Origin of the sequence: Stenotrophomonas sp. AS1, assembly GCF_048957655.1 — a bacterium.
In the GTDB taxonomy this organism is placed as follows: Bacteria; Pseudomonadota; Gammaproteobacteria; order Xanthomonadales; family Xanthomonadaceae; genus Stenotrophomonas; species Stenotrophomonas bentonitica_A.
In genome coordinates this window covers 713,631-736,131 of the sequence record NZ_JARVXM010000001.1, presented here as the reverse complement: position 1 = coordinate 736,131, position 22,501 = coordinate 713,631, and the positions used below count along the sequence as shown (strand labels likewise).

Here is a 22,501-nt window from a genome sequence, read left to right as displayed (position 1 = left end):
ACTCACCATTCGGCAACGGAGCCGTCGCTGTGGCGCCAGATCGGGTTGCGCCAGTCAGGCGGGTTTTCATGGGCATGGCGCAGGCGCTCCTCATCGATTTCCACGCCCAGCCCGGGTTTGGGCAGGGCGGCGATGCTGCCATGGTCGCAGTGGAAGTCGTCCTTGTTCAACACGTAATCGAGCAGATCGGCGCCCTGGTTGTAGTGGATGCCGATGCTCTGTTCCTGCAGCACCGCGTTGTGCGAGACGAAATCCAACTGCAGGCAGGCCGCGAGCGCGACCGGGCCCAGCGGGCAGTGCGGCGCGAGCGCGACATCGTAGGCTTCGGCCATCGCCGCGATCTTCAGACACTCGGTGAGGCCACCGGCATGCGAGAGATCCGGTTGCAGCAACGACAGACCGCCGTTGGCGAGGACCTGCTTGAATTCGAAGCGCGAGTACATGCGCTCACCGGCCGCCAGTGGAATCGAGGTGGCTGCGGCCAGGCGCGGGTAGTACTCGGCCTGCTCCGGAAGGACCGGCTCTTCAACGAACAGTGGCCGGTATGGCTCCAGTTCCTTGAGCAGGACCCGGGCCATCGGTGCGCCCACCCGGCCATGGAAATCCACGCCGAAGTCGATGCTGTCGCCGAATGCATCGCGCAGCGCGGCGACCTTGGCGATGGCGGCATCCACGCGGCGGGGGCTGTCCAGCAGCTGCATCTCTTCAGTGCCGTTGAACTTGAACGTATCAAAGCCGAGCGCGCGGTACCGATGTACCTGCTCGACCAGATCGGCCGGCCGGTCGCCGCCCACCCAGCGGTAGGTCTTCATGCGATCGCGCACCAGGCCCCCCAGCAACTGGTAGACCGGCACGCCGAGCGCCTTGCCCTTGATGTCCCACAGCGCCTGGTCGATGCCGGCGATGGCGCTCATCAGGATCGCGCCGCCGCGGTAGAAGCCGCCGCGGTACATCGTCTGCCACAGGTCGTTGATCCGGGCCGGGTCCTTGCCGATCAGATACGCCGACAGCTCATGCACGGCGGCGTCCACCGTGCGTGCGCGGCCTTCGATCACCGGTTCGCCCCAGCCGACGATGCCCTCGTCGGTCTCGATCTTCAGGAACAGCCAACGCGGTGCGGCGTGATAGGTAACCAGTCGGGTGATCTTCATCCGTGCGTAGTCCGGTAGGCCTGGAGGAACGCCTGGGCCTGCTCGCGGGTACGCTGCAGCGGCTGGGCGGGTTGATAGAGATCGCCCCCGATCCCGGCACCGACCGCACCGGCGGCGAGGTAGCTGGCGAGGGAGTCCGGGGTCACGCCGCCGACCACGTACAACGGCAGCTCGCGCGGCAATACCGAGCGCAGGGCGCGCACGTGGCCGGGGCCATAGGTGGCCGCAGGGAACAGCTTGAGCATCTGCGCACCGGCATCGATCGCATCGAATGCCTCGCTGGCGGTGGCGAACCCGGCCATCACCTGCAGGCCGCGATCCACCGCGTGGCGGATCAGCGCCGGCCGCGTGTTGGGGGTGACGATGAAGCGTGCTCCGATCTCCACCAATGCGTCCACCTGCTGTTCGCGCAGCACGGTGCCGCCCCCGATCCAGGCCTGTGCACCGAACGCGCGCTGCGCGCCGGCGATGCTGTCTTCCCAGCGTGGCGAGTTCAGCGGGACTTCGATCGCATCGAAGCCGGCATCCACCAGTGCGCCGACGTGAGCGAGGGTGTCTTCGGGGGTGATGCCGCGCAGGATCGCGACAAGCGGCAGATGGAAGGTCGGTGCGGTCATGATTACTCGTGGTAAAGCTGGGAACGGCCACCGTCGATCAGGATGTCGGTGGCATTGATGAAGCGGGCTTCGTCACTGGCCAGGAACAGCGCGGTATGCGCCACCTCGCCGGGCTCGCCGATGCGCTTGCAGGGCAGCAGCTGCTCCTGTGCGTGGCGCGTGGCCGCCGGGTCGGCGCTGTTGGCGAACCAGGCTTCGATCCGCGGCACCAGGATCAGCCCCGGCGAAATCGAGTTCACCCGGATGCCCTGCGCCGCATACTCGATGCCCAGCGCTTTGCTCAGCCCGATCAGCCCATGCTTGGCGACCGGGTAGGGGAAGGCGTGCGGGATGATGCGGTGGCCATGCACCGAGGCGATGTTGACGATGGAACCGGCCTGCTGCGCCAGCATCGCCGGCAGCACTGCGCGGCACACGTTCCAGGCGCCTTTGAGGTTGAGGTCCAGGCAGCGTTCCCACTGTGCGTCTTCCAGCTGCAGTGGGTCGGCGAAGACATCGGCCCCGGCATTGTTGACCAGCACGTCCACGCGGCCATGCTCGGCGCGGATGGCCTCTACCAGGGCAAGCACGGCGGCGGCATCGGTGATGTCGGCCAGGCGATGGTCGATCCGGGCATCCACGGCATGCGGTGGATTGAGATCCAGTCCGATCACCCGGGCGCCGTGCTCGGCGAACAGCGCGGCGGTGGCCGCACCGATGCCGCTGGCCGCGCCGGTCACCAGCGCGATCTTGTCCTGCAGTCGTTTACTCATCGAACAGTGTGTCCAGGGGAGCCAACGGCAGACGGTACGACAAAGCGGGGACGGACAAAGCAGGCTCCAGGAATCGGCGGGCGCGGGGGGCGCTGGCGGGCTGGCAGCCGGGGGCGGCGCAACCATACGATCAGGGTTGCGTGCGAAGGTATTCTTATCAAATGAAATTTTTCGGGATATCTATTCCACCGTCGAATACCGTGATTCAATGCGGCGATCAACGCAGAACGGATGTGTGATGACGACCGCGCCTGGCCCCTGGACAAATGCCTCCCGGCTCAAGACCCGGCATTTGATGTTGTTGCTGCACCTGCATGAACATGGTTCGGTCCTGCGCGCGGCCGAGGCCGCCGCCATGACCCAGCCGGCCGCGTCCAAGCTGCTGGCGGAGATGGAAGACATGCTCGGGGTGAAACTGTTCGAGCGCCATGCCCGCGGCGTGGAGCCGACCTGGTACGGCCACGTGCTGATCCGGCGCGCACGCTCGGCAATGTCCGAGATCGGGCGGGCCACGGAGGAGATCGCCGCGCTGCGCAGCGGGCATCGGGGCCAGGTGTCGATCGGCACCGTGGTCAACCCGGGCACCAACCTGGTGCCACAGGCGATCGCCGAGGTGAAGCGCGAGTTCCCGGACATCCTGATCCGGGTCGAGATGGACTACAGCCGGCCCCTGGTGGCCCGTCTGCTGGACGGCCAGCTGGACCTGGTGATCGGCCGGATCCTCGGGCCGGAGGGTGCGGCGGACCTGGCCTTCGAAGCGCTGGCCGATGAACCGCATTCGGTGATCGCCCGTGCCGGCCATCCGCTGGCCAACCGCGATGATCTGCACCATGCCGATCTGGCCCGGCATGGCTGGATCCTGCCCCCGGCCGACAGCGTGCTGCGCGCGCGGCTGGACGCGCTGTTCCTGGAACAGGGCCTGCCGATCCCGCAGAACATCATCGAGACCAGTTCATTGCCGGTGATGACCAGCCTGCTGCGCGGCAGCGATCTGCTCGCCGCGCTGCCGGTGGAATCGGTGGCGCCCTACATCCAGGCCAAGCTGCTGACCGTGCTGCCGATCGATGTGGGCGTCCGCATGGAATCGTTCGGGATCATCTACCGGCGCGGCCACGTGCTGCCGCCCGCCGCCGAACGCATGCTGTTGGCCCTGCGTACCACCGCGCGCTGGCTGTATCCGGGGCTCCGCGGGAGCGGCTGACACGGGCCGGGCCCCTGCTGGTATAGGCACCGTGAATGGTATTCTCCGAAGGAATACATCCGGCCCAATATTTTATTGGCATGGAATGGCTCCCGCTGCCTAAGCTGCCCGCCAGCTACCACCCCTCACGAGGGTGGCCGCGATGATCCCCGGGTCGGTTCCACCGGTGTCGGGGTCACCTTAAAACCTGATTGTTACAGGCAGCGCCGCCTTCGCAGCGCTGTCCACCGTCAGCACATGTGTCCTGGGAGGGAAACATCATGTCAGTACGTTGTTGCCGTGGGGCGACAGGCGCGTCCGTGCCTGCACGCACCCCCACCGCTGTGCGCCGCCGCGCGCTGGCGGTCTGCGTTTCGATGCTGGTTGCCGGCCAGGCCATGGCGCAACAGAGTGATATCCAGGACACCACCGCGGCGACCCAGCTGGACACCGTCCAGGTGACCGGCACCCGCAGCAGCGTGACCCGTGCCCAGCAGATCAAACAGAATGCCGAGCAGATCGTGGATTCGATCGTGGCCGAGGACATCGGCAAGCTGCCCGACAACAATGTCGCCGAGGCACTGCAGCGCATCTCCGGTATCCAGATCACCCGCAACTACGGCGAGGGCAGCACGATCGCCATCCGTGGCCTGACCCAGGTGCGCACCGAGCTCAACGGGCGTGACATCTTCACCGCCAATGACGGTCGCGGCCTGAGCTTCGAGGATGTGTCGGCCGAGCTGCTCGGTGGCGTCAATGTCTACAAGAATCCGTCGGCGGAAATGATCGAAGGTGGCCTTGGTGGCACCGTCGACCTGCGTACGCGGCTGCCCTTCGATTACGAGGGCCGCAAAATCGCCGGCAGCCTGCAGTACAACCATTACGATCTGGCCGATGACAGCAAGCCCGCGTTCTCGGGCATGTTCAGCGACCGCTGGCAGACCGGTATCGGCGAAGTCGGCCTGCTGGTGAACTACTCGCAGCAGACCAGCCCGTTCCGCCAGGACACGATCTCGCTGGAGCCCTGGTATTCGCAGACGGACCTGCCCGGCTTCGAAGGGACCGAGGTATTCGTCCCGCATGGTGCCGGCGTCAATACCACCGTGGGTGAGCGCAAGCGCCGCACCGGCGCGGTGGCGCTGCAGTGGCGCCCGCGCGATGACATCGAGGTGCAGGCGCAGGTGCTGCGCTCGGACTACGATTTCCGCTGGCAGGACTATTCCTTCTTCGCCTACAGCGGCGGCGATGCCATGCAGGGCGCGCGCGATATCGTGGTCAACGACCGCAACGAACTGGTCAGTGGCGTATTCCAGAATACCCCGGCCGATTCCAACACCAGCCTGACCCAGCGCAAGTCGATCACCACCGACTACTCGCTGGGCGCGAAGTGGACGGTGAGCCCGAGCCTGACCCTGAGCACCGATGTCCAGTACGTCGATGCCACCACCAAGGGGACGCGCTACATCGTGGGCACCGGCATGAACGCCACGCCGTTCTACACGATCGACCTCAGTGGCGACCTGCCGTACCTGGCGGTGACCGATGCAGTCGGCAACCAGGGATACCTCACCGATCCGGCCAACTACGTCGGCTGGAAGTTCCACCTGGACAACAAGGACGACAACAAGGGCACCGAGTTCGCGTGGCGCTCGGACATGGACCTGGCGTTCGAGGATGGCTTCGCCCGCAGCTTCAAGGCCGGCGTGCGCTACACCGACCGCAAGGCCGAGAACCAGGGCAATGTCTGGCGCTTCATGTGGCTGGGCGCGCCGTTCGCCGATTTCCCGAACGTGGGCCTGGTGCCGAACCCGATCACCGACTTCTTCCGCGGCAAAAGCTACACCTTCGGGCCGACCCTGAGTGCCTCCGATGCCGCGGTGGAGAATTACGAGCAGACCCTGGCCGCGTTCGGTGCAGATCCGCTGGAATTCTCGCCGAACAACATCAACAACCAGCGCGAAAAGACCTACGCCGCGTACGGCGTCCTTCGCTTCGGTGCGGATGACTGGGGCGTCCCGTTCGATGGCAACATCGGGGTGCGCGTGGTGCGGACCGAGGTGACCTCCGACGGCGTGCGTACCGGGACCGACATCGAAGGCGGTGGCCTGCTGCCGGTCAATGTCGAGCAGTCCTACACCGATGTGCTCCCCAGCCTCAACCTGCGCTGGATGTTCACCGATCAGCTGCAGCTGCGCTTTGCCGCCTCCAAGGGCATTTCGCGCCCGGGCTTCGACAAGCTCAACCCGAACCTGAGCCTGAGCGCGGCCGATGCCGGGGGTGGCGTGACCCGGCGCACCGGTTCGGCCGGCAATCCCAACCTCAAGCCGATGGAGGCCACCCAGTTCGATACCTCGCTGGAGTGGTACTTCGGGCAAGGCTCGATGATGTACGGCACCGCCTTCTACAAGAAGGTCGATGGGTTCATCGCCAATGCGGTGTTCAATGAGGTCTACGCCGGCGAGAACTGGGAGATCACCCGCCCGGTGAATGGCGATGACGGCAAGATCAAGGGCGTGGAGGTGGGCTACACCCAGTTCTTCGATTTCCTGCCGGGCTGGATGAGCCATTTCGGCCTGCAGACCAACTACACCTATGTCGACTCCAAGGCGCCCAGCCCGAATGCCACCGATACCAATGGCAGCCAGTTGGTGGTGCCGCTGGAGGGGCTCTCCAAGAACAGCTACAACGTCATCCTCAGCTATGAAGTCCCGCGCTTCCAGGCGCGCGCGGCCTACAACTGGCGCAGCGACTGGCTGATCACCACGGCCGGCAACGGCACCGGCAACCTGCCTGTCTACAACAAGGGCTTTGGCCAGCTGGACGCTTCGCTGCGGTTCAACATCAACGAGGTGTGGTCGGTGTCGCTGGACGGCATGAACCTGCTCGATACCCGCAACGAAAGCTACCTGGGCTACACCACGCGCTACCGCGACTTCGTGATCAACGATCGTCGCTACGGCATCACCCTGCGCGCCAGCCTGTAACGCGTGACCGTCTGCGGGCCTTCCTGCTTCGTGGCACCTCCCCAGCACGAAGCAGGGAGGACCGCAGCTTCTGTTCCAGGCGTGTGGCCATTGGGCCGCATGCCGCTCCACCGGGAGGCCCGTGCATGACCCCCGCCGATTGGCTGATCTGGACCGTGCGCGCATCGGTCCGCCCGCGTCACTGCCGGGCAGGGTGGCTGGTGCTGCTGCTGGCCGCGTTTCCGGTTCTCGCCACCGCGGCGCCCTACCAGTGGCGCAACGTGGCCATCGGTGGCGGTGGCTTCGTGACCGGGCTGGTCTTCCATCCGGCCGAACCGGACCTGCTGTACGCGCGCACCGATGTCGGCGGTGCCTACCGTTGGGATCAGGCCAGCGGCCGCTGGAGCGCGTTGACCGACTGGCTCGGTCGTGACGATGCCAATCTCACCGGTATCGAAAGCCTGGCCGTGGACCCGCGCGACCCGCAGCGTGTCTATCTGGCCGCAGGCACCTATACCAACCCCCGCGTGGGCAATGGCGCGATCCTGCGTTCGTCCGATCGGGGGGCCACGTTCGCGCGCACCGATCTTCCCTTCAAACTCGGTGGCAACGAGCTTTCGCGCGGCAATGGCGAGCGACTGGCCGTAGACCCCCATCAAGGCGGCATTCTCCTGCTCGGCTCACGCAGCAATGGCCTGTGGCGCAGTGACGACCATGGTGCGCACTGGCAGGAAGTGACGACCTTCCCGGCGATCGCGCGCAGCGCGCAGGCCAGCGCGCCGGCCTGGAACGGCACGCAGCAGATCGGCATCGTGTTCGTGCAGTTCGATGCGCGCAGTGGCCGCGCTGGCAGCCCTACACCGGTGATCTACGCTGGCGTATCGACGACGACGGGCCCGGCGATTTTCCGCTCCACGGATGGTGGGCGCGCCTGGCAGCCACTGCCCGGGCAACCGACCGGTCTGCGTCCCACCCGCATGGCGCAGGGCAGCGACGGTCGCCTCTACATCGCCTATGCGGATCTGCCCGGCCCGGACCGCATGGGCAACGGGGCACTGTGGCGTTTCGACATCAAGCAGGCTCGGTGGCAGGACATCAGCCCGGTGCCGCAATCCAGCGACACCCAGGGCGATGGCTTCGGCTGGGGCGCGGTCGCTGTGGAGGCCGGCAACCCGGACGTGGTGATGGCCAGCACCTTCAACCGTTTCGGGCCGCACGACGATATCTTCCGCAGTACCGATGGCGGTCGCAGCTGGACCCCGGTCATCGCGGGCGCGAGGTTCGACCACGGCAATGCGCCATGGACCGCGCACGCCTCCCCGCACTGGATCGCCGATGTGCAGATCGATCCGTTCGATTCGCGCCGGGTGCTGTTCGTCACCGGCTACGGCCTATGGGCGAGCCGCGATGTCCGCGCGGCCGATCACGGCCAGCCCGTGCAGTGGTGGTTCCAGAATGATGGGTTGGAAGAAACGGTCCCGCTGGACCTGGTCAGCCCGGGGCAGGGCGCGCACCTGCTGAGCGCGCTGGGCGACATCGATGGCTTCCGCCACGATGACCTGACCGTGTCGCCATTGCAGTACGCCGGTCCGCGCCTGACCAACAGCGAGAGCATCGACGCTGCCGCGCAGTCACCTTCCCACGTGGTGCGCAGCGGCACCGTGCGCCATCGCCTGCATGACGAGGTCCGTGCGGCCTGGTCGAACGATGGTGGGCGTACGTGGCAGGCGTTCGTCAGCGAACCGCCGGACGGCGAGGGCGCGGGCCGCATCCGCATCGGCAGCGATGGCGGCCGGGTGCTGTGGCACACGTTGCGCGGCAGCCATTGGTACACCGATGACCACGGCCGGCATTGGCAGGCCGTGCGCGGCCTGCCCAACACTGCCGTGGTGGTCGCGGACACCCGCTCGCCTGCGCACTGGTATGGGTACGACGCCGCCAGCGGCGCGTTGCTGCGCAGCGACGATGGTGGCGCCTCGTTCGTCGCCGACCGCGTACGCCTGGCGCCGGCCCCGGTGCTGACGGCCGAGCTGCGCGCCGATCCACAGCAAGGTGGGCTGGTGTATGTCGGTGCCGGTCCGCAGGGGCTGCTGCGCTGGCGCGCTGGTGATCTGCAGCGCGTGGCGGGGGTGGATGCGGTTCACAGCCTCGGCGTCGGCAAGGGTGCCCCGGGTCGTGACGTTGCCAGCGTGTTCGTTGCGGGCACCGTCGAGGGCGTCCATGGGCTCTTCCGTTCCGATGACGGCGGTGCCCGGTGGCTGCGCATCGATGACGCCGCGCACCAGTTCGGGCAGATTCAACGCGTCACCGGGGATCCGCGCCTGCATGGGCGCGTCTACTTCGCCACCGGTGGGCGCGGCATCGTCTATGGAGATCCACAATGAAACGAGCGTGTGCGCTGGCGGTATCGCTGTGGATGGTCACCGCCGCCGTGCAGGCCGAGCCGGTCCTGCCGCGGATGTTCGCCGACGGCATGGTGCTGCAGCGTGACCAGCCGCTGCCGGTGTGGGGTACGGCCACGCCCGGCGCACGCCTGCAGGTCGGCATCGACGGCGAACGTGCCAGTACCACGGTCGGTACGGACGGTAGCTGGAAGGTCGTGCTGCCGCCGCACGCGGCCGGTGGCCCATTCCAGCTGGAGATCACGGGCGACGGGCGCGCGCTGCAGGTGCGCGATGTCCTGTTCGGCGATGTCTGGCTGGCCAGCGGTCAGTCCAACATGGAATGGCCGCTGCACGATACGCAGGACGCGGCGGCGGCCGTCGCCGCTGCGAGCGACGCGCAGCTGCGTCATTTCAAGATTCCCAAATCCTGGTCCGGGCAGCCGGAAACCACACTGGCCGGTGGCCGCTGGCTGCCGGCGTCCCCCGCCAACGCGGGGAGCTTCTCCGCGGTCGCGTACTACTTCGCGCGCGAGCTGCGGCAGCACGCCGGGGTGCCGATCGGCATCATCGACAGCAGCTGGGGCGGCAGCACCATCGAAGCCTGGATGCCCGCCGCGCTGCAGGACATTGATGCAGGCGCGCTGGCCACGCGCATGCAGGCGCAACGCGAGACGGATGCACGCACCCTGGCCAAGGTGCGCCAACGCCTTGCGCAGTGGCACACCTTTGACGAGCAGCCGCAGTGGGCCGCAGCCCGGTTCGACGACCGCGACTGGGAAGCCGCCACGCTCCCGGGGCTATGGGAAACCGGCGGCTATGCCGGCATGGACGGGATCGGCTGGTACCGTGCCGAGTTCACCTTGAGCGCGGCACAGGCTGCGCAGGCCGGCACCCTTGGAGTCGGACGGATCGATGACGCGGACCGCACCTTCGTCAATGGCGTGCAGGTCGGCGCGACGACGATGGCCTGGAACACACCGCGTGTGTATCCGCTGCCCGCCGGCCAACTGCAGGCCGGCCGCAACGTGGTTGCGGTGCGGGTCGAGGACCTGGGCGGTGGCGGTGGTATCCACGGTGAGCCGTCCGAACTGTTCGTGCGCCTGGCCGATGGCAGCCAGGTGCCGCTGCAAGGCTGGCGTTTCCGTCCCGGCAAGGTGACGGTCGCCCTGGACGATGACAAGAACCAGACCCCGACGCTGCTGTACAACCGCATGATCCACCCGTTGCCGCCATTCCCGATCAAGGGGGTGATCTGGTACCAGGGCGAGAGCAATGCCACCGATGCCGGAGCGCTGGCCTATCGGGATCAGTTCAAGGCCTTGATCCAGCAGTGGCGGCAGGACTGGAACGCACCGGCGCTGCCGTTTGTCTGGGTGCAGCTGGCCAGCTTCGGCGCGGGCGCCGATCACGGTGAGCAGAGCCCGTGGGCGTTGCTGCGCGAGTCGCAGTCGGCGGCGCTGTCGCTGCCGCATACCGCGCAGGTGGTGAGCATCGACCTGGGCAATGCGACGGATATCCATCCGCGCAACAAGCGCGATGTCGGCGCACGCCTGGCGCTGGCCGCCCGGCACGCGGCGTATGGCGAAACGCTGACGTACAGCGGTCCGGTGCAGCGCGACGTCCGCTTCGATCGCGGCCAGGCCGTCATCACCTTCGATCCGATGGGCAGTGTGCTGGCGGTGCGCGGCGGTGGGATGCAGGTACAGGGTTTCACCGTGGCCGGTGCCGACCGCCGGTTCCACCCTGCACAGGCGCGAATCGATGGTGATCGCGTGATTGTCCACAGCGAGGCGGTCGCCACGCCGGTGGCAGTGCGCTATGCCTGGCGGGAGAACCCCGCCGACGCCAACCTGATCAATTCGCAACAGCTGCCGGCGTCGCCGTTCCGCAGCGATACCTGGTGACCACAAGGACCCCGTGCATGTCTCCGACCACATACCCGCTTCCGCTGTTCCCGCGCCGCCTGCTGCTGCCGGCCGCCTTGTTTTGTCTGCTGGCCGCCTGTGAGCAGGCACCGACGCCGACACCGGCCGATGGCGCCACGGCTGCACAGCCTTCCGCGACAGGCAAACCGGCGACGAACGATGACGCCAGGCAGGCGCCGATCCCGCAGTTCACCAGCAAGGATGGCAGGCATGCGCTGCTGGTCGATGGTGAGCCCTTCCTGGTGCTGGGCGCGCAGGTCAACAACTCCAGCAACTACGCCGCAGCGCTGGAGGCAGTGTGGCCGGCGGTGAAGATCATCGGTGCAAATACGGTGCAGGTGCCGATCGCCTGGGAACAGATCGAGCCGGAGGAAGGCAAGTTCGATTTCACCTTCGTCGATACGCTGCTGGAGCAGGCGCGTGAACATGACGTGCGCTTGGTACTGCTGTGGTTTGCCACCTGGAAGAACAACGGCCCGGCCTACGCACCGCGCTGGGTGAAGACCGATAACACCCGCTTCCCCCGCGTGATCACCCGCGACGGGCGCAGCATCGGTTCGCTGTCGCCGCACGCCCCGGCCACGCTGGAGGCGGATCGCAGGGCCTTCGTTGCCTTCATGCAGCATCTCAAGGCGGCCGATCCACAGCGCACGGTGATCATGGTGCAGCCGGAGAACGAGCCGGGCACCTATGGCAGCGTCCGCGATTTCTCGCCGATGGCGCAGCAACTGTTCGACGGCCCGGTGCCGGCCGAGCTGCTGCGCAAGCTCGGCAAACCGGCCGGTACCTGGGCCCAGGTATTCGGCGCGGACGCCGACGAATTCTTCCATGCCTGGTCGATCGGGCGCTTCATCGACCAGGTCACCGAAGCGGGCAAGGCGGTGTATCCGTTGCCGATGTACGTCAACGGCGCGCTGCGCGGGCCGTTCAACCCCGGGCAGCCGGGCCAGTACGCCAGTGGTGGCCCGACCGACAACGTGCTCGATGTGTGGAAGGCCGCCGGGCCCCATATCGATTTCCTGGCCCCGGACATCTACATGCCCGAGTACCGCATGTACACCACGGTGCTGGAGCGCTATGCGCGGCCGGACAACGCGCTGTTCGTCGCCGAGACCGGCAACGCGCCACCGTATGCACGCTACCTGTTCCCGACGCTGGGCCATGACGGCATCGGCTGGTCCACGTTCGGCATCGATTTCAGCCACTACAGCAACTATCCGCTGGGCGCGAAGACGGTGGACGAGGCAACACTGGCGCCGTTCGCCACGGGCTTCCAGCTGGTCAGCCTGGGCATGCGCCAGTTCGCCAAGGCCTCGGCCGAAGGCAAGCTGCATGGCGTGGCCGAAGAAGCCGGCCAGGCGGTGCAGGACGTACCGCTCAATGCGCGCTGGCGCGCCACCGTCACCTATGGCGTGCCGCAGTTCTGGTTCCAGGGCCAGCCGCCGGGCAATCCCGAGCCGATCGGCAGTGCGCTGATCGCCGAACTCGGCCCGGACGAATTCCTGATCACCGCCCAGCACGCGCGGGTCACCCTGCACCCGGCCGGAGAGGCCACCGCGAACATGGTGCTCGATCGTGTCGAGGAGGGGTTCTACAAGGATGGCCAGTGGCAGTTCCAGCGCAACTGGAACGGCGACCAGACCGATTACGGCTTGAACTTCACCACTGCGCCGCAGCTGCTCAAGGTCACGCTGGCGACGTATTGAACCGGGGGTGCCCGCACCCGCGCAACGAATGAGAAGGGAGCACTGAATGCGTTACATGAGCGTACTGAGCGTGCCGCTGCTGGCATTGCTGGCGTCACCGGCGATGGCCCAGAGCCATCGCGTGCTGGACAACGGTGTGGTGGTGGTGCCGGCCCAGGCCGGCGCGGCCCAGGTCCGGCTGGAACTGGTGGACGACAACATCGTGCGGGTCAGCGCCGATCCGGACGGCGACTTCAAGCGCACCCCCAGCCTGATGCGTGTCCCCGTGAAGGGGAAGCCGCGCTTCACGGTGGAGCAGGGCGGCGGCAACGTGCGCCTGGTTGCCGCCGGCATCAGCGCGGAGATCTCCGAAGCCGATGGCCATGTCAGCTTCCGCGATGCCGAAGGCAAGCCGCTGCTGGCCGAGCGCGCCGGTGGCCGCAGCTTCAGCCCGCTCAGCGTGGAAGGCAAGGCGTACTACAGCGTGCGCCAGCGCTTCGAGTCACCCAGCGATGAGGCGATCTACGGGTTCGGCCAGCACCAGCAGGGCTGGATGAACCAGAAGGGGCGCGACGTCGAGCTGCTCCAAGGCAACATCGACATGGCGGTGCCGTTCATCGTCTCCAGCCGCAATTACGGTCTGCTCTGGGACAACAATGCGATCACCCGGCTGGGTGACCCGCGTGGGCTGCAGCCGCTGCAGTCGTCCCTTCAGGTGTTCGATGCCAAGGGCAAGGCCGGCGCCTTGACCGCCCGATACATCGTTGATGGCAAGACCCGCGTCGAGCGCCGCGAGCCGGAAGTGAACTACCAGTACATCAAGGACCTCACCGCGTTCCCGGCCAAGGGCAGAAACACGGCTGAGGGTGGGCGCTCGCAGGTGGTCTGGGACGGCGCGATCGAGGCGAAGACCGCCGGTCACCATACCTTCTCCCTGTACGGCAGCGAATACATCAAGCTGTATGTGGACGGCAAGCTGGTGATCGATCGCTGGCGCCAGAACTGGAACCCGTGGCATCACGAGTTCGCGCTCGAACTCACGCCCGGCACCCGCCACCAGATCAAGGTCGAGTGGGACCTGATCGACCCCAGCTACATCGCGCTGCTGCACCGTGATCCGCTGCCGCAGGCCGAAGCGGCCGATCTCTCGCTGTGGTCCGAAGCCGGGCAGATGGTCGACTACTACGTGGTCGCCGGCGGCAACGCCGATCAGGTGATCGCCGGCTATCGCGAACTCACCGGCAAGGCCGTGATGCTGCCCAAGTGGGCGTACGGCTTCTGGCAGAGCCGCGAGCGTTACAAGAGCCAGGATGAACTCCTCGGCGTGCTGGACGAGTACCGCCGCCGCAAGCTGCCGATCGACAACATCGTACTGGACTGGTCGTACTGGCCGGAGGATGCCTGGGGCTCGCACGACTTCGATTCCACCCACTTCCCCGATCCGGATGGCATGGTCAAGCACATCCATGACCAGCACGCGCAGGTCATGATTTCGGTGTGGCCGAAGTTCTACCCGACCACGGCCAACTACAAGGAACTGGACGCGGCCGGCTTCATGTACCAGCGCAACGTCGAGGTGGGCGAGCTGGACTGGATCGGCAAGGGCTACAAGAACTCGTTCTATGATCCGTATGCGGCCAAGGCGCAGCAGATCTACTGGCGCCAGATCAACGAGAAGTTGAACAGCAAGGGCTTCGATGCCTGGTGGATGGACGCCGACGAACCGGACGTGCACTCCAATCTGGATATCGGTGAGCGCAAGGCACGTACCACGCCGACCGCGCTCGGCCCGTCCACCGAGTTCTTCAACTCGTATCCGCTGCCCCACACCCAGGGCGTGTATGAAGGGGACCGCGCCGCCGATGGCCAGCGTGTCTTCATCCTCTCGCGCAAGGGCTATGCCGGCACCCAGCGCAACGCCGTGGCGGTCTGGAGCGGGGACATCGTGTCGCGCTGGGATGACATGCTCGAGCAGGTCTCGGCCGGCGTGAATACCGCCATGTCCGGCCTGCCCAACTGGACCTTCGACATCGGCGGCTTCTCCACCGAGAAGCGGTATTCCGAAGAGGATCCGGCGCACCTGCCCGAGTGGCGCGAACTGAACACCCGCTGGTTCCAGTTCGGTGCGTTCGTGCCGCTGTTCCGCTCGCATGGGCAGTACCCGTTCCGTGAAATCTGGAACATCGCGCCGGAAGGCACGCCGTACTACGACAGCATGGTGTACTACAGCCGCCTGCGTTACACGCTGCTGCCCTACATCTACACCCTGGCCGCGGACACGTGGCACCGCGACGGCAGCATCATGCGCGGCCTGCCGATGGACTTCCCGTCGGATGCGGCGGTCCGGGACATCAACGACCAGTACCTGTTCGGGCCATCGCTTCTGGTCGCCCCGGTCACCACATTCGGCGCGACCTCGCGCAAGGTGTACCTGCCGGCCGGCACCACCTGGCTGGATTACTACACCGGCCAGCGCCTGCAGGGTGGCCAGACCATCGATGCCGCCGCGCCACTGGAACGCATCCCGCTGTACGTGCGCGCGGGCGCGATCATTCCAACCGGCCCGGTGCAACAGTACGTGGATGAGCAGCCGGATGCGCCGCTGACGGTGGTGGTCTACACCGGTGCGGACGGTGCCTTCTCGCTGTACGAGGACGACGGCCGCAGCTATGGCTATGAGAAGGGGCAGTTCAGTCGTATCCCGCTGCAGTGGAACCAGGCCACGCGCGAACTGCGCATCGGCAAGCGCGAAGGCCAGTGGAAGGGCATGCAGGCGCAGCGCACGATCCAGGTCCGCTTTGTGGATGGACCACGTGCCGATGCCGGTGCGCTGGCCCCGGCCATCGACCAGACCGTGCGCTACGACGGCAAGGCGGTGGTCGTGCCGCAGCGCAAGATGGCAGCCGCGCGCTGATCGCCTACGATGCGGATGACTACCGGTGGACATTTTGCCTTGGAGGGCGTTGAAGTGGCAGCAGGCAGCGCGGGCAAGCCAATGCAGAGCAGGGTGATGCTGTGGAACTGAGCCGTCGCGGTCTGTTCAAAGCGCTCGGGGCCGGGCTGACCCTGTCCGCGACCGGGTGGTCGGCGCAGGCCGGTGCGGTGCCAGTGGCTGCAGCGCGGGGCGACGCCGCTGGGGCGACAGGCGACGCCCTGCAGCTCTGGTACCGCGCGCCCGCCACCGAGTGGGTGCAGGCGCTGCCGACCGGGAACGGTCGATTGGGCGCGATGGTCTGGGGCGGAGTCGCGCACGAACGGATCGGCCTCAACGAGGACACCCTGTATGCCGGGGGGCCCTACGATGCGACCAGTCCGGAGGCCCTGGCAGCCCTGCCGGAGGTGCGCGCGCTGGTCTTCGCCGGGCGTTACGCCGAGGCCGAAGCATTGGCCGACGCCAAGCTGCTGTCGCGGCCTGCCAAGCAGATGCCGTATCAGCCGCTGGCCGATCTGCTGCTGGATTTCGACCGTGCCGACCATATCGACGGGTATCGCCGGTCGCTGGATCTGGACACGGCCGTGGCGACCACCGAATTCCGCAGCGGCGGCGCCTGGCACCGGCGCGAGGTGTTCGTGTCCGAACCGGACCAGTGCATCGTGGTGCGGCTCAGCGCCGACCTGCCGGGCCGGGTCTCGCTGCGGCTGGGCGTGGACAGCCCGCAGGCAGGCGAGGTAGCCGCCGACGAGGGCGGTCTGCTGTTCCACGGGCACAATGCGGGCTTCGCCGGTATTGAAGGCAAGCTGCGTTTTGCGCTGCGGGTGCAGCCGCGACTGCGCGGTGGCACGCTGCGGGTCGCACGCGATCGCCTGCAGGTGGAAGGTGCCGACGAACTGGTGCTGGTGCTGACGGCCGCCACCAGCTTCCGCCGTTTCGACGACGTCAGTGGGGATCCGCAGGCGCTCACCGCGGCGCACCAGTCGCAGGCTGATGCCCATGATTATCCGGCGCTGCTGGCGCGCCATCTGGCCGCGCACCAGGCGCTGTTCCGGCGCGTGTCGATCGATCTGGGCAGCACGCCGGCCGCGCAGCTGCCGACCGATCAGCGCGTGCAGGCCTTCGCCAGCGGCAACGATCCGGCGCTGGCCGCCCTGTATCACCAATATGGGCGCTACCTGTTGATCTGCAGTTCGCGGCCCGGCTCGCAGCCGGCCAACCTGCAGGGCGTGTGGAACGACCTCATGGCACCGCCGTGGGAGAGCAAGTACACGATCAACATCAATACCGAAATGAACTACTGGCCCAGCGAGGCCAATGCGCTGCACGAATGCGTGCAGCCGCTGGAGGAGATGCTGTTCGACCTGGCCCGCACCGGCGCGGTCACGGCGCGGCGCATCTACGATGCCCCGGGCTGGGTGGTGCACAACAACACCGACCTGTGGCGCCAGGCGGGCCCGATCGACGGCGCGCAGTGGAGTTTGTGGCCGATGGGCGGTGTCTGGCTGCTGCAGCAGCTGTGGGACCGTTGGGATTACGGCCGCGATCCAGCCTATCTGCGCCGGATCCATCCGCTGTTCAAGGGGGCCGCCGAGTTTTTCGTGGCCACCCTGCAGCGCGACCCGAACACCGGCGCGATGGTCACCAATCCCTCGATCTCGCCTGAGAACCAGCATCCGTTCGGGGCGGCGATATGCGCCGGCCCGGCGATGGACGCGCAGCTGCTGCGCGATCTGTTCGCGCAGTGCATCCAGATCAGTGCAGCCCTCGGTGTCGATACGGCCTTCGCTGCGCAGTTGAAGACGCTGCGCGCGCAGTTGCCTGCCGATCGGATCGGCAAGGCCGGGCAGCTGCAGGAGTGGCAGCAGGACTGGGACACGGAGGCGCCGGAAATGCACCACCGGCATGTCTCGCATCTGTATGCGCTGCACCCTTCCAGCCAGATCAACATCCGCGACACCCCCGCACTGGCGGCTGCGGCCAAGCGTTCGCTGCAGATCCGCGGCGACGAGGCGACGGGCTGGGGCATCGGCTGGCGGCTCAACCTGTGGGCGCGGCTGGGCGACGGCGAGCACGCGCTGCAGATCCTGAAGATGCTGCTCTCGCCCGAGCGCACCTACCCGAACCTGTTCGACGCGCATCCGCCGTTCCAGATTGACGGCAATTTCGGCGGCACGGCCGGCATCACCGAAATGCTGCTGCAGAGCTGGGGCGGGTCGATCTTCCTGCTGCCTGCCTTGCCGCAGGCCTGGCCCGACGGCCAGGTGCGTGGCCTGCGCGTGCGCAACGCGGCCGGCGTGGACCTGCACTGGCGCGATGGCCGGCTGCACTCGGCCCTGCTGCGCAGTGAGCGCGGGGGCACCTATCAACTCGTGCATGGCGACAGCACGCTGACCGTGGCGCTGCGCGCCGGCGGCCAGCAGCGCATCGGCCTGCGCGGCAATCAACTGGTGAAGCAATGAGTCTGTATGCAGGGCTGGATGTCGGCACCCAGAGCGTCAAGCTGCTGGCCTATGACCCGGCGCTGAGCGAGGTGGTGGCCACGGTCGCCCGGCCGATGCAGCTGGTCAGCCACGACGATGGCACCCGCGAGCAGCAGGCGCAGTGGTGGATCGATGGCATCATCGCCTGCTTCGCCGAGCTCACGGCCGCGCAGCGTGGCCGCATCCGGGCGATCGGCGTTTCCGGCCAGCAGCACGGCTTCGTCCCGATCAACGCACGTGGCGAGGTGATCGCCCCGGTGAAGCTGTGGTGCGATACCAGTACCGCGGCGGACTGCGAGCCGATCATGGCGGCCGTGGGCGGCACCGCCGCCTGCATCGCGCTGGCCGGCAATCCCATCCTCGCCGGTTACACCGCCTCCAAGCTGCCCTGGACGCGCCGCCATCGTGCGCAGGCCTATGCGGAACTGGACGGCATCCTGCTGCCGCACGACTACATCAACTTCTGGCTGACCGGGCAGCGTTACGCCGAGTACGGTGATGCATCCGGCACCGGCTGGCTGGACGTGCGCCAGCGGCGCTGGTCACCCGAACTGCTGCAGGCGATCGACCCGCAGCGCGACCTGGCCGCGCTGCTGCCGCCGCTGGTTCCCCTGGAAACGACCTTCCCCCTGGCGCCGCGGATCGCCGCACTGCTGGGCCTGCCGGCCGACGTGCAGGTCTCCACCGGGGGCGGCGACAACATGATGGCGGCGCTGGGCACCGGCAATGTTGCAGCAGGGCGGCTGACCATGAGCCTGGGCACGTCCGGCACGCTGTTCGCGTATGCCGACCACCCGGTGGTCGACGACGCCGGACGCTGGGCTGCGTTCTGCTCCTCCAGTGGCGGTTGGTTGCCGCTGATCTGCACCATGAACTGCACTGTCGCCACCGAGCGCATGGCGGCGCTGTTCAACCTTCCGCGTGGCGGTGGCGAGGCGCTGATGGCGCAGACCGAACCCGGCGCCGGCGGGCTGGTGATGCTGCCGTACTTCAACGGCGAGCGCACGCCCGACCTGCCCAACGCGCGCGCCTGCCTGCACGGCATGGACCTGCACAACACCACGCCGGCGCATTTCTATCGCGCCGCGATGGAAGGCGCCACCTACAGCCTGCGCAACGGCTATGACGCCTTCACCAGCGCGGGCCTGTCCTTCGACACCGTGCTGCTCACCGGCGGCGGCAGCAACAGTGCGGCATGGCGGCAATTGATCGCCGATGTGTTCGATCTGCCGGTGAAGGTGCCCACCCAAGCTGAAGGCGCGGCCTTCGGCGCGGCGCTGCAGGCGCTGTGGGCCTCGCAGCGCGGGCAGGGGGGAAGCGACAGCCTGGCCGCAACCGTCGATGCGCATGTGCGTTTCGATGCGGCGCTGTCGGCCACCCCGGATCCGCACACTGTGCCGCGTTACGCAGAACACTACCGGCGTTTCCTCCACCATCTTTCCGAGGTTGGTCCGCTGCTGCGCACCGACCCGTCACCACCGCAAGGATCCGAGCAATGAGCACCTCCGTTTACATCGGCGCAAAGGAATACTTCCCCGGCATCGGCCGCATCCCGTTCGAGGGACGCGACTCGGACAATCCGCTGGCCTACAAGGTGTACGACGCGGACAAGCGCGTGGGCGGCAAGACCATGGCCGAGCACCTGCGCTTCGCGGTGGCGTACTGGCACAGCTTCTGCGCGACCGGGCATGACCCGTTCGGCCCGGGCACCCGGGTGTATCCGTGGGACGCGGGCAATACCCCGCTGGCGCGCGCCGAGGCCAAGGCCGATGCCGCGTTCGAATTCATCACCAAGCTCGGCGTGCCGTATTACTGCTTCCATGACATCGATCTGGCGCCGGACGCCGACGATATCGCCGAGTACGAGGCCAACCTGCAGCACATGGTCGGCATTGCCGGCGAACGCCAGAAGGCGACCGGGGTCAAGCTGCTGTGGGGTACCGCCAACCTGTTCTCGCACCCGCGCTACATGAATGGTGCCTCGACCAATCCGGACTTCGCCGTGGTTGCCCGCGCTGCGGTGCAGGTCAAGGCCGCACTGGAGGCCACCGTGGCCCTGGGCGGTGAGAATTACGTGTTCTGGGGCGGCCGCGAAGGCTATGCCTGCCTGTACAACACGGACATGAAGCGCGAGAAGGACAACATGGCGCGCTTCCTTACGCTGGCCCGTGACCATGGGCGCAGCATCGGCTTCACCGGCAATTTCCTGATCGAGCCCAAGCCGATGGAGCCGATGAACCACCAGTACGATTTCGACAGTGCCACGGTGGTCGGCTTCCTGCGCGAGCACGGCCTGGACAAGGATTTCAAGCTCAACATCGAGGCCAACCATGCCACGTTGTCCGGGCATACCTTCGCCCATGACCTGCAGGTCGCCTCCGATGCCGGCCTGCTCGGCAGCATCGACGCCAACCGTGGCAACCCACAGAACGGCTGGGACACCGATCAGTTCCCGACCGACCTGTACGACACCGTCGGGGCGATGCTGGTCGTGCTGCGCCAGGGTGGCCTGGCCCCGGGCGGGTTCAACTTCGATGCCAAGGTGCGGCGCGAGTCGTCCGCGCCGGAAGATCTGTTCGAGGCCCACATCGGCGGCATGGATGCGTTCGCACGCGGCCTGGAGGTGGCGCATGCCCTGATCGAGACCTCGCCGCTGGAAGGCTGGCGCCAGGATCGCTACGCCAGCTTCAGCAGCGGCGCCGGTGCCGAGTTCGCTGCCGGTCGCAGCAGTCTGGATGCGCTGCGCAGCCTGGCGCTGGCCCAGGGGGAACCGCAGCAGCGCAGCGGCCGCCAGGAAAGGTATGAGAACCTGATCAACCAGTACCTGCTGCGCTGACCCGCCGTCCCCTTCCGACCCAGGTATCACCATGTCCAGTGCTTCGCTCAGCAGTACCCGCGCCGGCAGCGGCGAGAACACCGGCTTCATCGTCCTGATCAGCTGCGTGGCCACCATCGGTGGCTTCCTGTTCGGGTTCGACAGCGGCGTGATCAATGGCACCGTCGATGGCCTCAAGGACACCTTCCAGTCCAGTTCGGCCGGGATCGGTTTCGAGGTCGCCTCGATGCTGCTCGGTTGCGCCATCGGTGCGTTTTTCGCCGGGCGCCTCGGCGACCGGCTCGGCCGCCGGGGGGTACTGATCATCGCCGCAGTGATGTTCCTGTTCTCCGCGCTTGGCGCGGGCGCGGCGCACAGCTCCACGGTGTTCATCATCGCCCGGGTGATCGGCGGCTTCGCGGTCGGCGCGGCCAGCGTGATGTCGCCGGCCTACATCGCCGAGGTGGCATCGGCCCGTTACCGCGGGCGGCTGGCCACGGTGCAGCAGATCGCGATCATCAGCGGCCTGTTCTGTGCCTTCCTGAGCAACTACCTGCTGGCCAAGGCGGCCGGGGCCTCCACCCAGGAACTCTGGCTGGGCCAGGCGGCATGGCGCTGGATGTTCTGGATGCAGGCCATTCCCTCGCTGCTGTTCCTGGGCCTGCTGCTGGTGATCCCGGAGAGCCCGCGCTTTCTGGTGGTCAAAGGGCGCCGTGACCAGGCGCTGGCGGTGCTGACCCGCCTGTACGGACCGGCCGAGGCGCAGGCCAAGATCACCGAGATCGAAGGCTCGCTGTCCCAGGACCAGCACCGGCCAACCTTCTCTGACCTGATCAGCAGGACCACCGGCAAGCTGCGCCCGATCGTCTGGATCGGTATCGGCCTGGCCGTGTTCCAGCAGCTGGTCGGCATCAATGTCGTCTTCTACTACGGCGCGGTGCTGTGGCAGGCGGTGGGCTTCTCGGAGAATGACGCGCTGCTGATCAATGTGCTGTCCGGCGCGCTCAGCATCGGCGCCTGCCTGATCACCGTGGTCCTGATCGATCGCATCGGCCGCAAGCCTTTGTTGTGGGTGGGCTCGGTCGGCATGGCGATCTCCCTGGCGCTGGTTACCATCGCCTTTGCCAGCGGCTCGCTGGATACCGCCGGCAAGCTGCAGCTGACCGACAACATGGGCGTGCTGGCGCTGGTGGCGGCCAATGTCTACGTGATCTTCTTCAACATGTCCTGGGGCCCGGTCATGTGGGTGATGCTGGGCGAGATGTTCCCCAACCAGATCCGTGGTTCGGGGCTGGCGGTGGCCGGTGCCGCGCAGTGGACCTCCAATTTCGCGATCACCGTGTCCTTCCCGATCCTGCTGGGCAGCATCGGCCTGGCCGGGGCCTACGGCATCTATACGGTCGCGGCGGTGATCTCGGTGTTCTTCGTGCTGCGCTTTGTGAAGGAGACCAAGGGCAAGGAACTGGAGCAGATGGAAGGCTGAACCCCTTCGGAGGTGGCCGGAAGCGTCAGGAAGCCTGGCCGGGGAGGGTGCTCCCCGGCCGATGTCTGCCACGGTGCACGCCGCCAGCCGGGACCCTGAACGCAAAAAACCCCGCCGTGGCGGGGTTTTTG

The 22,501-nt window shown here is 67.0% G+C and carries 12 protein-coding genes and 1 pseudogene; 10 read left to right on the top strand and 3 right to left on the bottom strand.

Going from position 1 to position 22,501, the window contains the following annotated elements; all coding sequences use genetic code 11:
* Nucleotides 1-2 precede the first annotated feature (2 nt).
* Genes dgoD through PV764_RS03340 form a run of 3 tightly spaced genes read right to left on the bottom strand, consistent with a single transcriptional unit; the run spans nucleotide 3 to nucleotide 2,520 of the window.
* Nucleotides 3-1,151: a galactonate dehydratase gene (gene dgoD / locus PV764_RS03350; protein WP_019183290.1), complete on the bottom strand. Its 1,149-nt coding sequence runs from the start codon at nucleotides 1,149-1,151 to the stop codon at nucleotides 3-5.
* Complete coding sequence (locus PV764_RS03345) at nucleotides 1,148-1,768, bottom strand: 2-dehydro-3-deoxy-6-phosphogalactonate aldolase (protein ID WP_019183289.1); 621 nt, start codon at nucleotides 1,766-1,768, stop codon at nucleotides 1,148-1,150. The genes dgoD and PV764_RS03345 overlap by 4 nt, the downstream gene beginning before the upstream one ends.
* Nucleotides 1,769-1,770: 2 nt before the next feature.
* On the bottom strand, nucleotides 1,771-2,520 hold the full coding sequence (locus tag PV764_RS03340; RefSeq protein ID WP_421116178.1) for an SDR family oxidoreductase: 750 nt from the start codon (nucleotides 2,518-2,520) through the stop codon (nucleotides 1,771-1,773).
* Nucleotides 2,521-2,758: 238 nt separating this feature from the next.
* On the opposite strand from PV764_RS03340, the gene PV764_RS03335 reads away from it, so the two are divergent.
* The 10 genes and pseudogenes from PV764_RS03335 (at nucleotide 2,759) to PV764_RS03290 (ending at nucleotide 22,370) form a co-directional block, all read left to right on the top strand.
* Nucleotides 2,759-3,721 carry a LysR substrate-binding domain-containing protein gene (locus PV764_RS03335; RefSeq protein ID WP_026069792.1) on the top strand — a complete coding sequence of 321 codons (963 nt, stop codon included), beginning with the start codon at nucleotides 2,759-2,761 and terminating at the stop codon, nucleotides 3,719-3,721.
* A gap of 260 nt (nucleotides 3,722-3,981) precedes the next feature.
* Nucleotides 3,982-6,684 carry a TonB-dependent receptor gene (locus PV764_RS03330; RefSeq protein WP_421116177.1) on the top strand — a complete coding sequence of 901 codons (2,703 nt, stop codon included), beginning with the start codon at nucleotides 3,982-3,984 and terminating at the stop codon, nucleotides 6,682-6,684.
* Nucleotides 6,685-6,809: 125 nt separating this feature from the next.
* Nucleotides 6,810-9,047, top strand: coding sequence for a cellulase (locus PV764_RS03325; protein ID WP_421116176.1), 2,238 nt, complete (start codon nucleotides 6,810-6,812; stop codon nucleotides 9,045-9,047).
* Nucleotides 9,044-10,951 (top strand): sialate O-acetylesterase, encoded by a 1,908-nt coding sequence (locus PV764_RS03320; RefSeq protein WP_421116175.1) that lies wholly within the window; start codon nucleotides 9,044-9,046, stop codon nucleotides 10,949-10,951. The genes PV764_RS03325 and PV764_RS03320 overlap by 4 nt, the downstream gene beginning before the upstream one ends.
* A gap of 17 nt (nucleotides 10,952-10,968) precedes the next feature.
* Nucleotides 10,969-12,678, top strand: coding sequence for a DUF5597 domain-containing protein (locus PV764_RS03315; protein WP_421116174.1), 1,710 nt, complete (start codon nucleotides 10,969-10,971; stop codon nucleotides 12,676-12,678).
* Between the two features lie 79 nt (nucleotides 12,679-12,757).
* Nucleotides 12,758-15,571 (top strand): annotated as a pseudogene (locus tag PV764_RS03310) (TIM-barrel domain-containing protein); the annotation flags it as partial.
* A 101-nt stretch (nucleotides 15,572-15,672) separates the two neighbouring features.
* Nucleotides 15,673-18,051 carry a glycosyl hydrolase family 95 catalytic domain-containing protein gene (locus PV764_RS03305; RefSeq protein WP_421116173.1) on the top strand — a complete coding sequence of 793 codons (2,379 nt, stop codon included), beginning with the start codon at nucleotides 15,673-15,675 and terminating at the stop codon, nucleotides 18,049-18,051.
* Nucleotides 18,048-19,571, top strand: coding sequence for a xylulokinase (gene xylB, locus PV764_RS03300; protein ID WP_399620957.1), 1,524 nt, complete (start codon nucleotides 18,048-18,050; stop codon nucleotides 19,569-19,571). Before PV764_RS03305 ends, xylB begins: the two co-directional genes overlap by 4 nt.
* Entirely contained in the window at nucleotides 19,568-20,908 is a 1,341-nt protein-coding gene (gene xylA / locus PV764_RS03295; protein ID WP_261997377.1) for a xylose isomerase, read from the top strand. The genes xylB and xylA overlap by 4 nt, the downstream gene beginning before the upstream one ends.
* A 31-nt stretch (nucleotides 20,909-20,939) precedes the next feature.
* Entirely contained in the window at nucleotides 20,940-22,370 is a 1,431-nt protein-coding gene (locus PV764_RS03290; RefSeq protein ID WP_070427114.1) for a sugar porter family MFS transporter, read from the top strand.
* Nucleotides 22,371-22,501: the final 131 nt, after the last annotated feature.

What these genes read in the sequence shown, in the direction of transcription:
- PV764_RS03340 (WP_421116178.1), bottom strand. Translation starts at nt 2,520, where the DNA reads ATGAGTAAACGACTGCAGGACAAGATCGCGCTGGTGACCGGCGCGGCC.
- PV764_RS03335 (WP_026069792.1), top strand. Translation starts at nt 2,759, where the DNA reads ATGACGACCGCGCCTGGCCCCTGGACAAATGCCTCCCGGCTCAAGACC.
- PV764_RS03290 (WP_070427114.1), top strand. Translation starts at nt 20,940, where the DNA reads ATGTCCAGTGCTTCGCTCAGCAGTACCCGCGCCGGCAGCGGCGAGAAC.
- PV764_RS03320 (WP_421116175.1), top strand. Translation starts at nt 9,044, where the DNA reads ATGAAACGAGCGTGTGCGCTGGCGGTATCGCTGTGGATGGTCACCGCC.
- PV764_RS03325 (WP_421116176.1), top strand. Translation starts at nt 6,810, where the DNA reads ATGACCCCCGCCGATTGGCTGATCTGGACCGTGCGCGCATCGGTCCGC.
- xylA (WP_261997377.1), top strand. Translation starts at nt 19,568, where the DNA reads ATGAGCACCTCCGTTTACATCGGCGCAAAGGAATACTTCCCCGGCATC.
- dgoD (WP_019183290.1), bottom strand. Translation starts at nt 1,151, where the DNA reads ATGAAGATCACCCGACTGGTTACCTATCACGCCGCACCGCGTTGGCTG.
- PV764_RS03345 (WP_019183289.1), bottom strand. Translation starts at nt 1,768, where the DNA reads ATGACCGCACCGACCTTCCATCTGCCGCTTGTCGCGATCCTGCGCGGC.
- PV764_RS03315 (WP_421116174.1), top strand. Translation starts at nt 10,969, where the DNA reads ATGTCTCCGACCACATACCCGCTTCCGCTGTTCCCGCGCCGCCTGCTG.
- PV764_RS03330 (WP_421116177.1), top strand. Translation starts at nt 3,982, where the DNA reads ATGTCAGTACGTTGTTGCCGTGGGGCGACAGGCGCGTCCGTGCCTGCA.
- xylB (WP_399620957.1), top strand. Translation starts at nt 18,048, where the DNA reads ATGAGTCTGTATGCAGGGCTGGATGTCGGCACCCAGAGCGTCAAGCTG.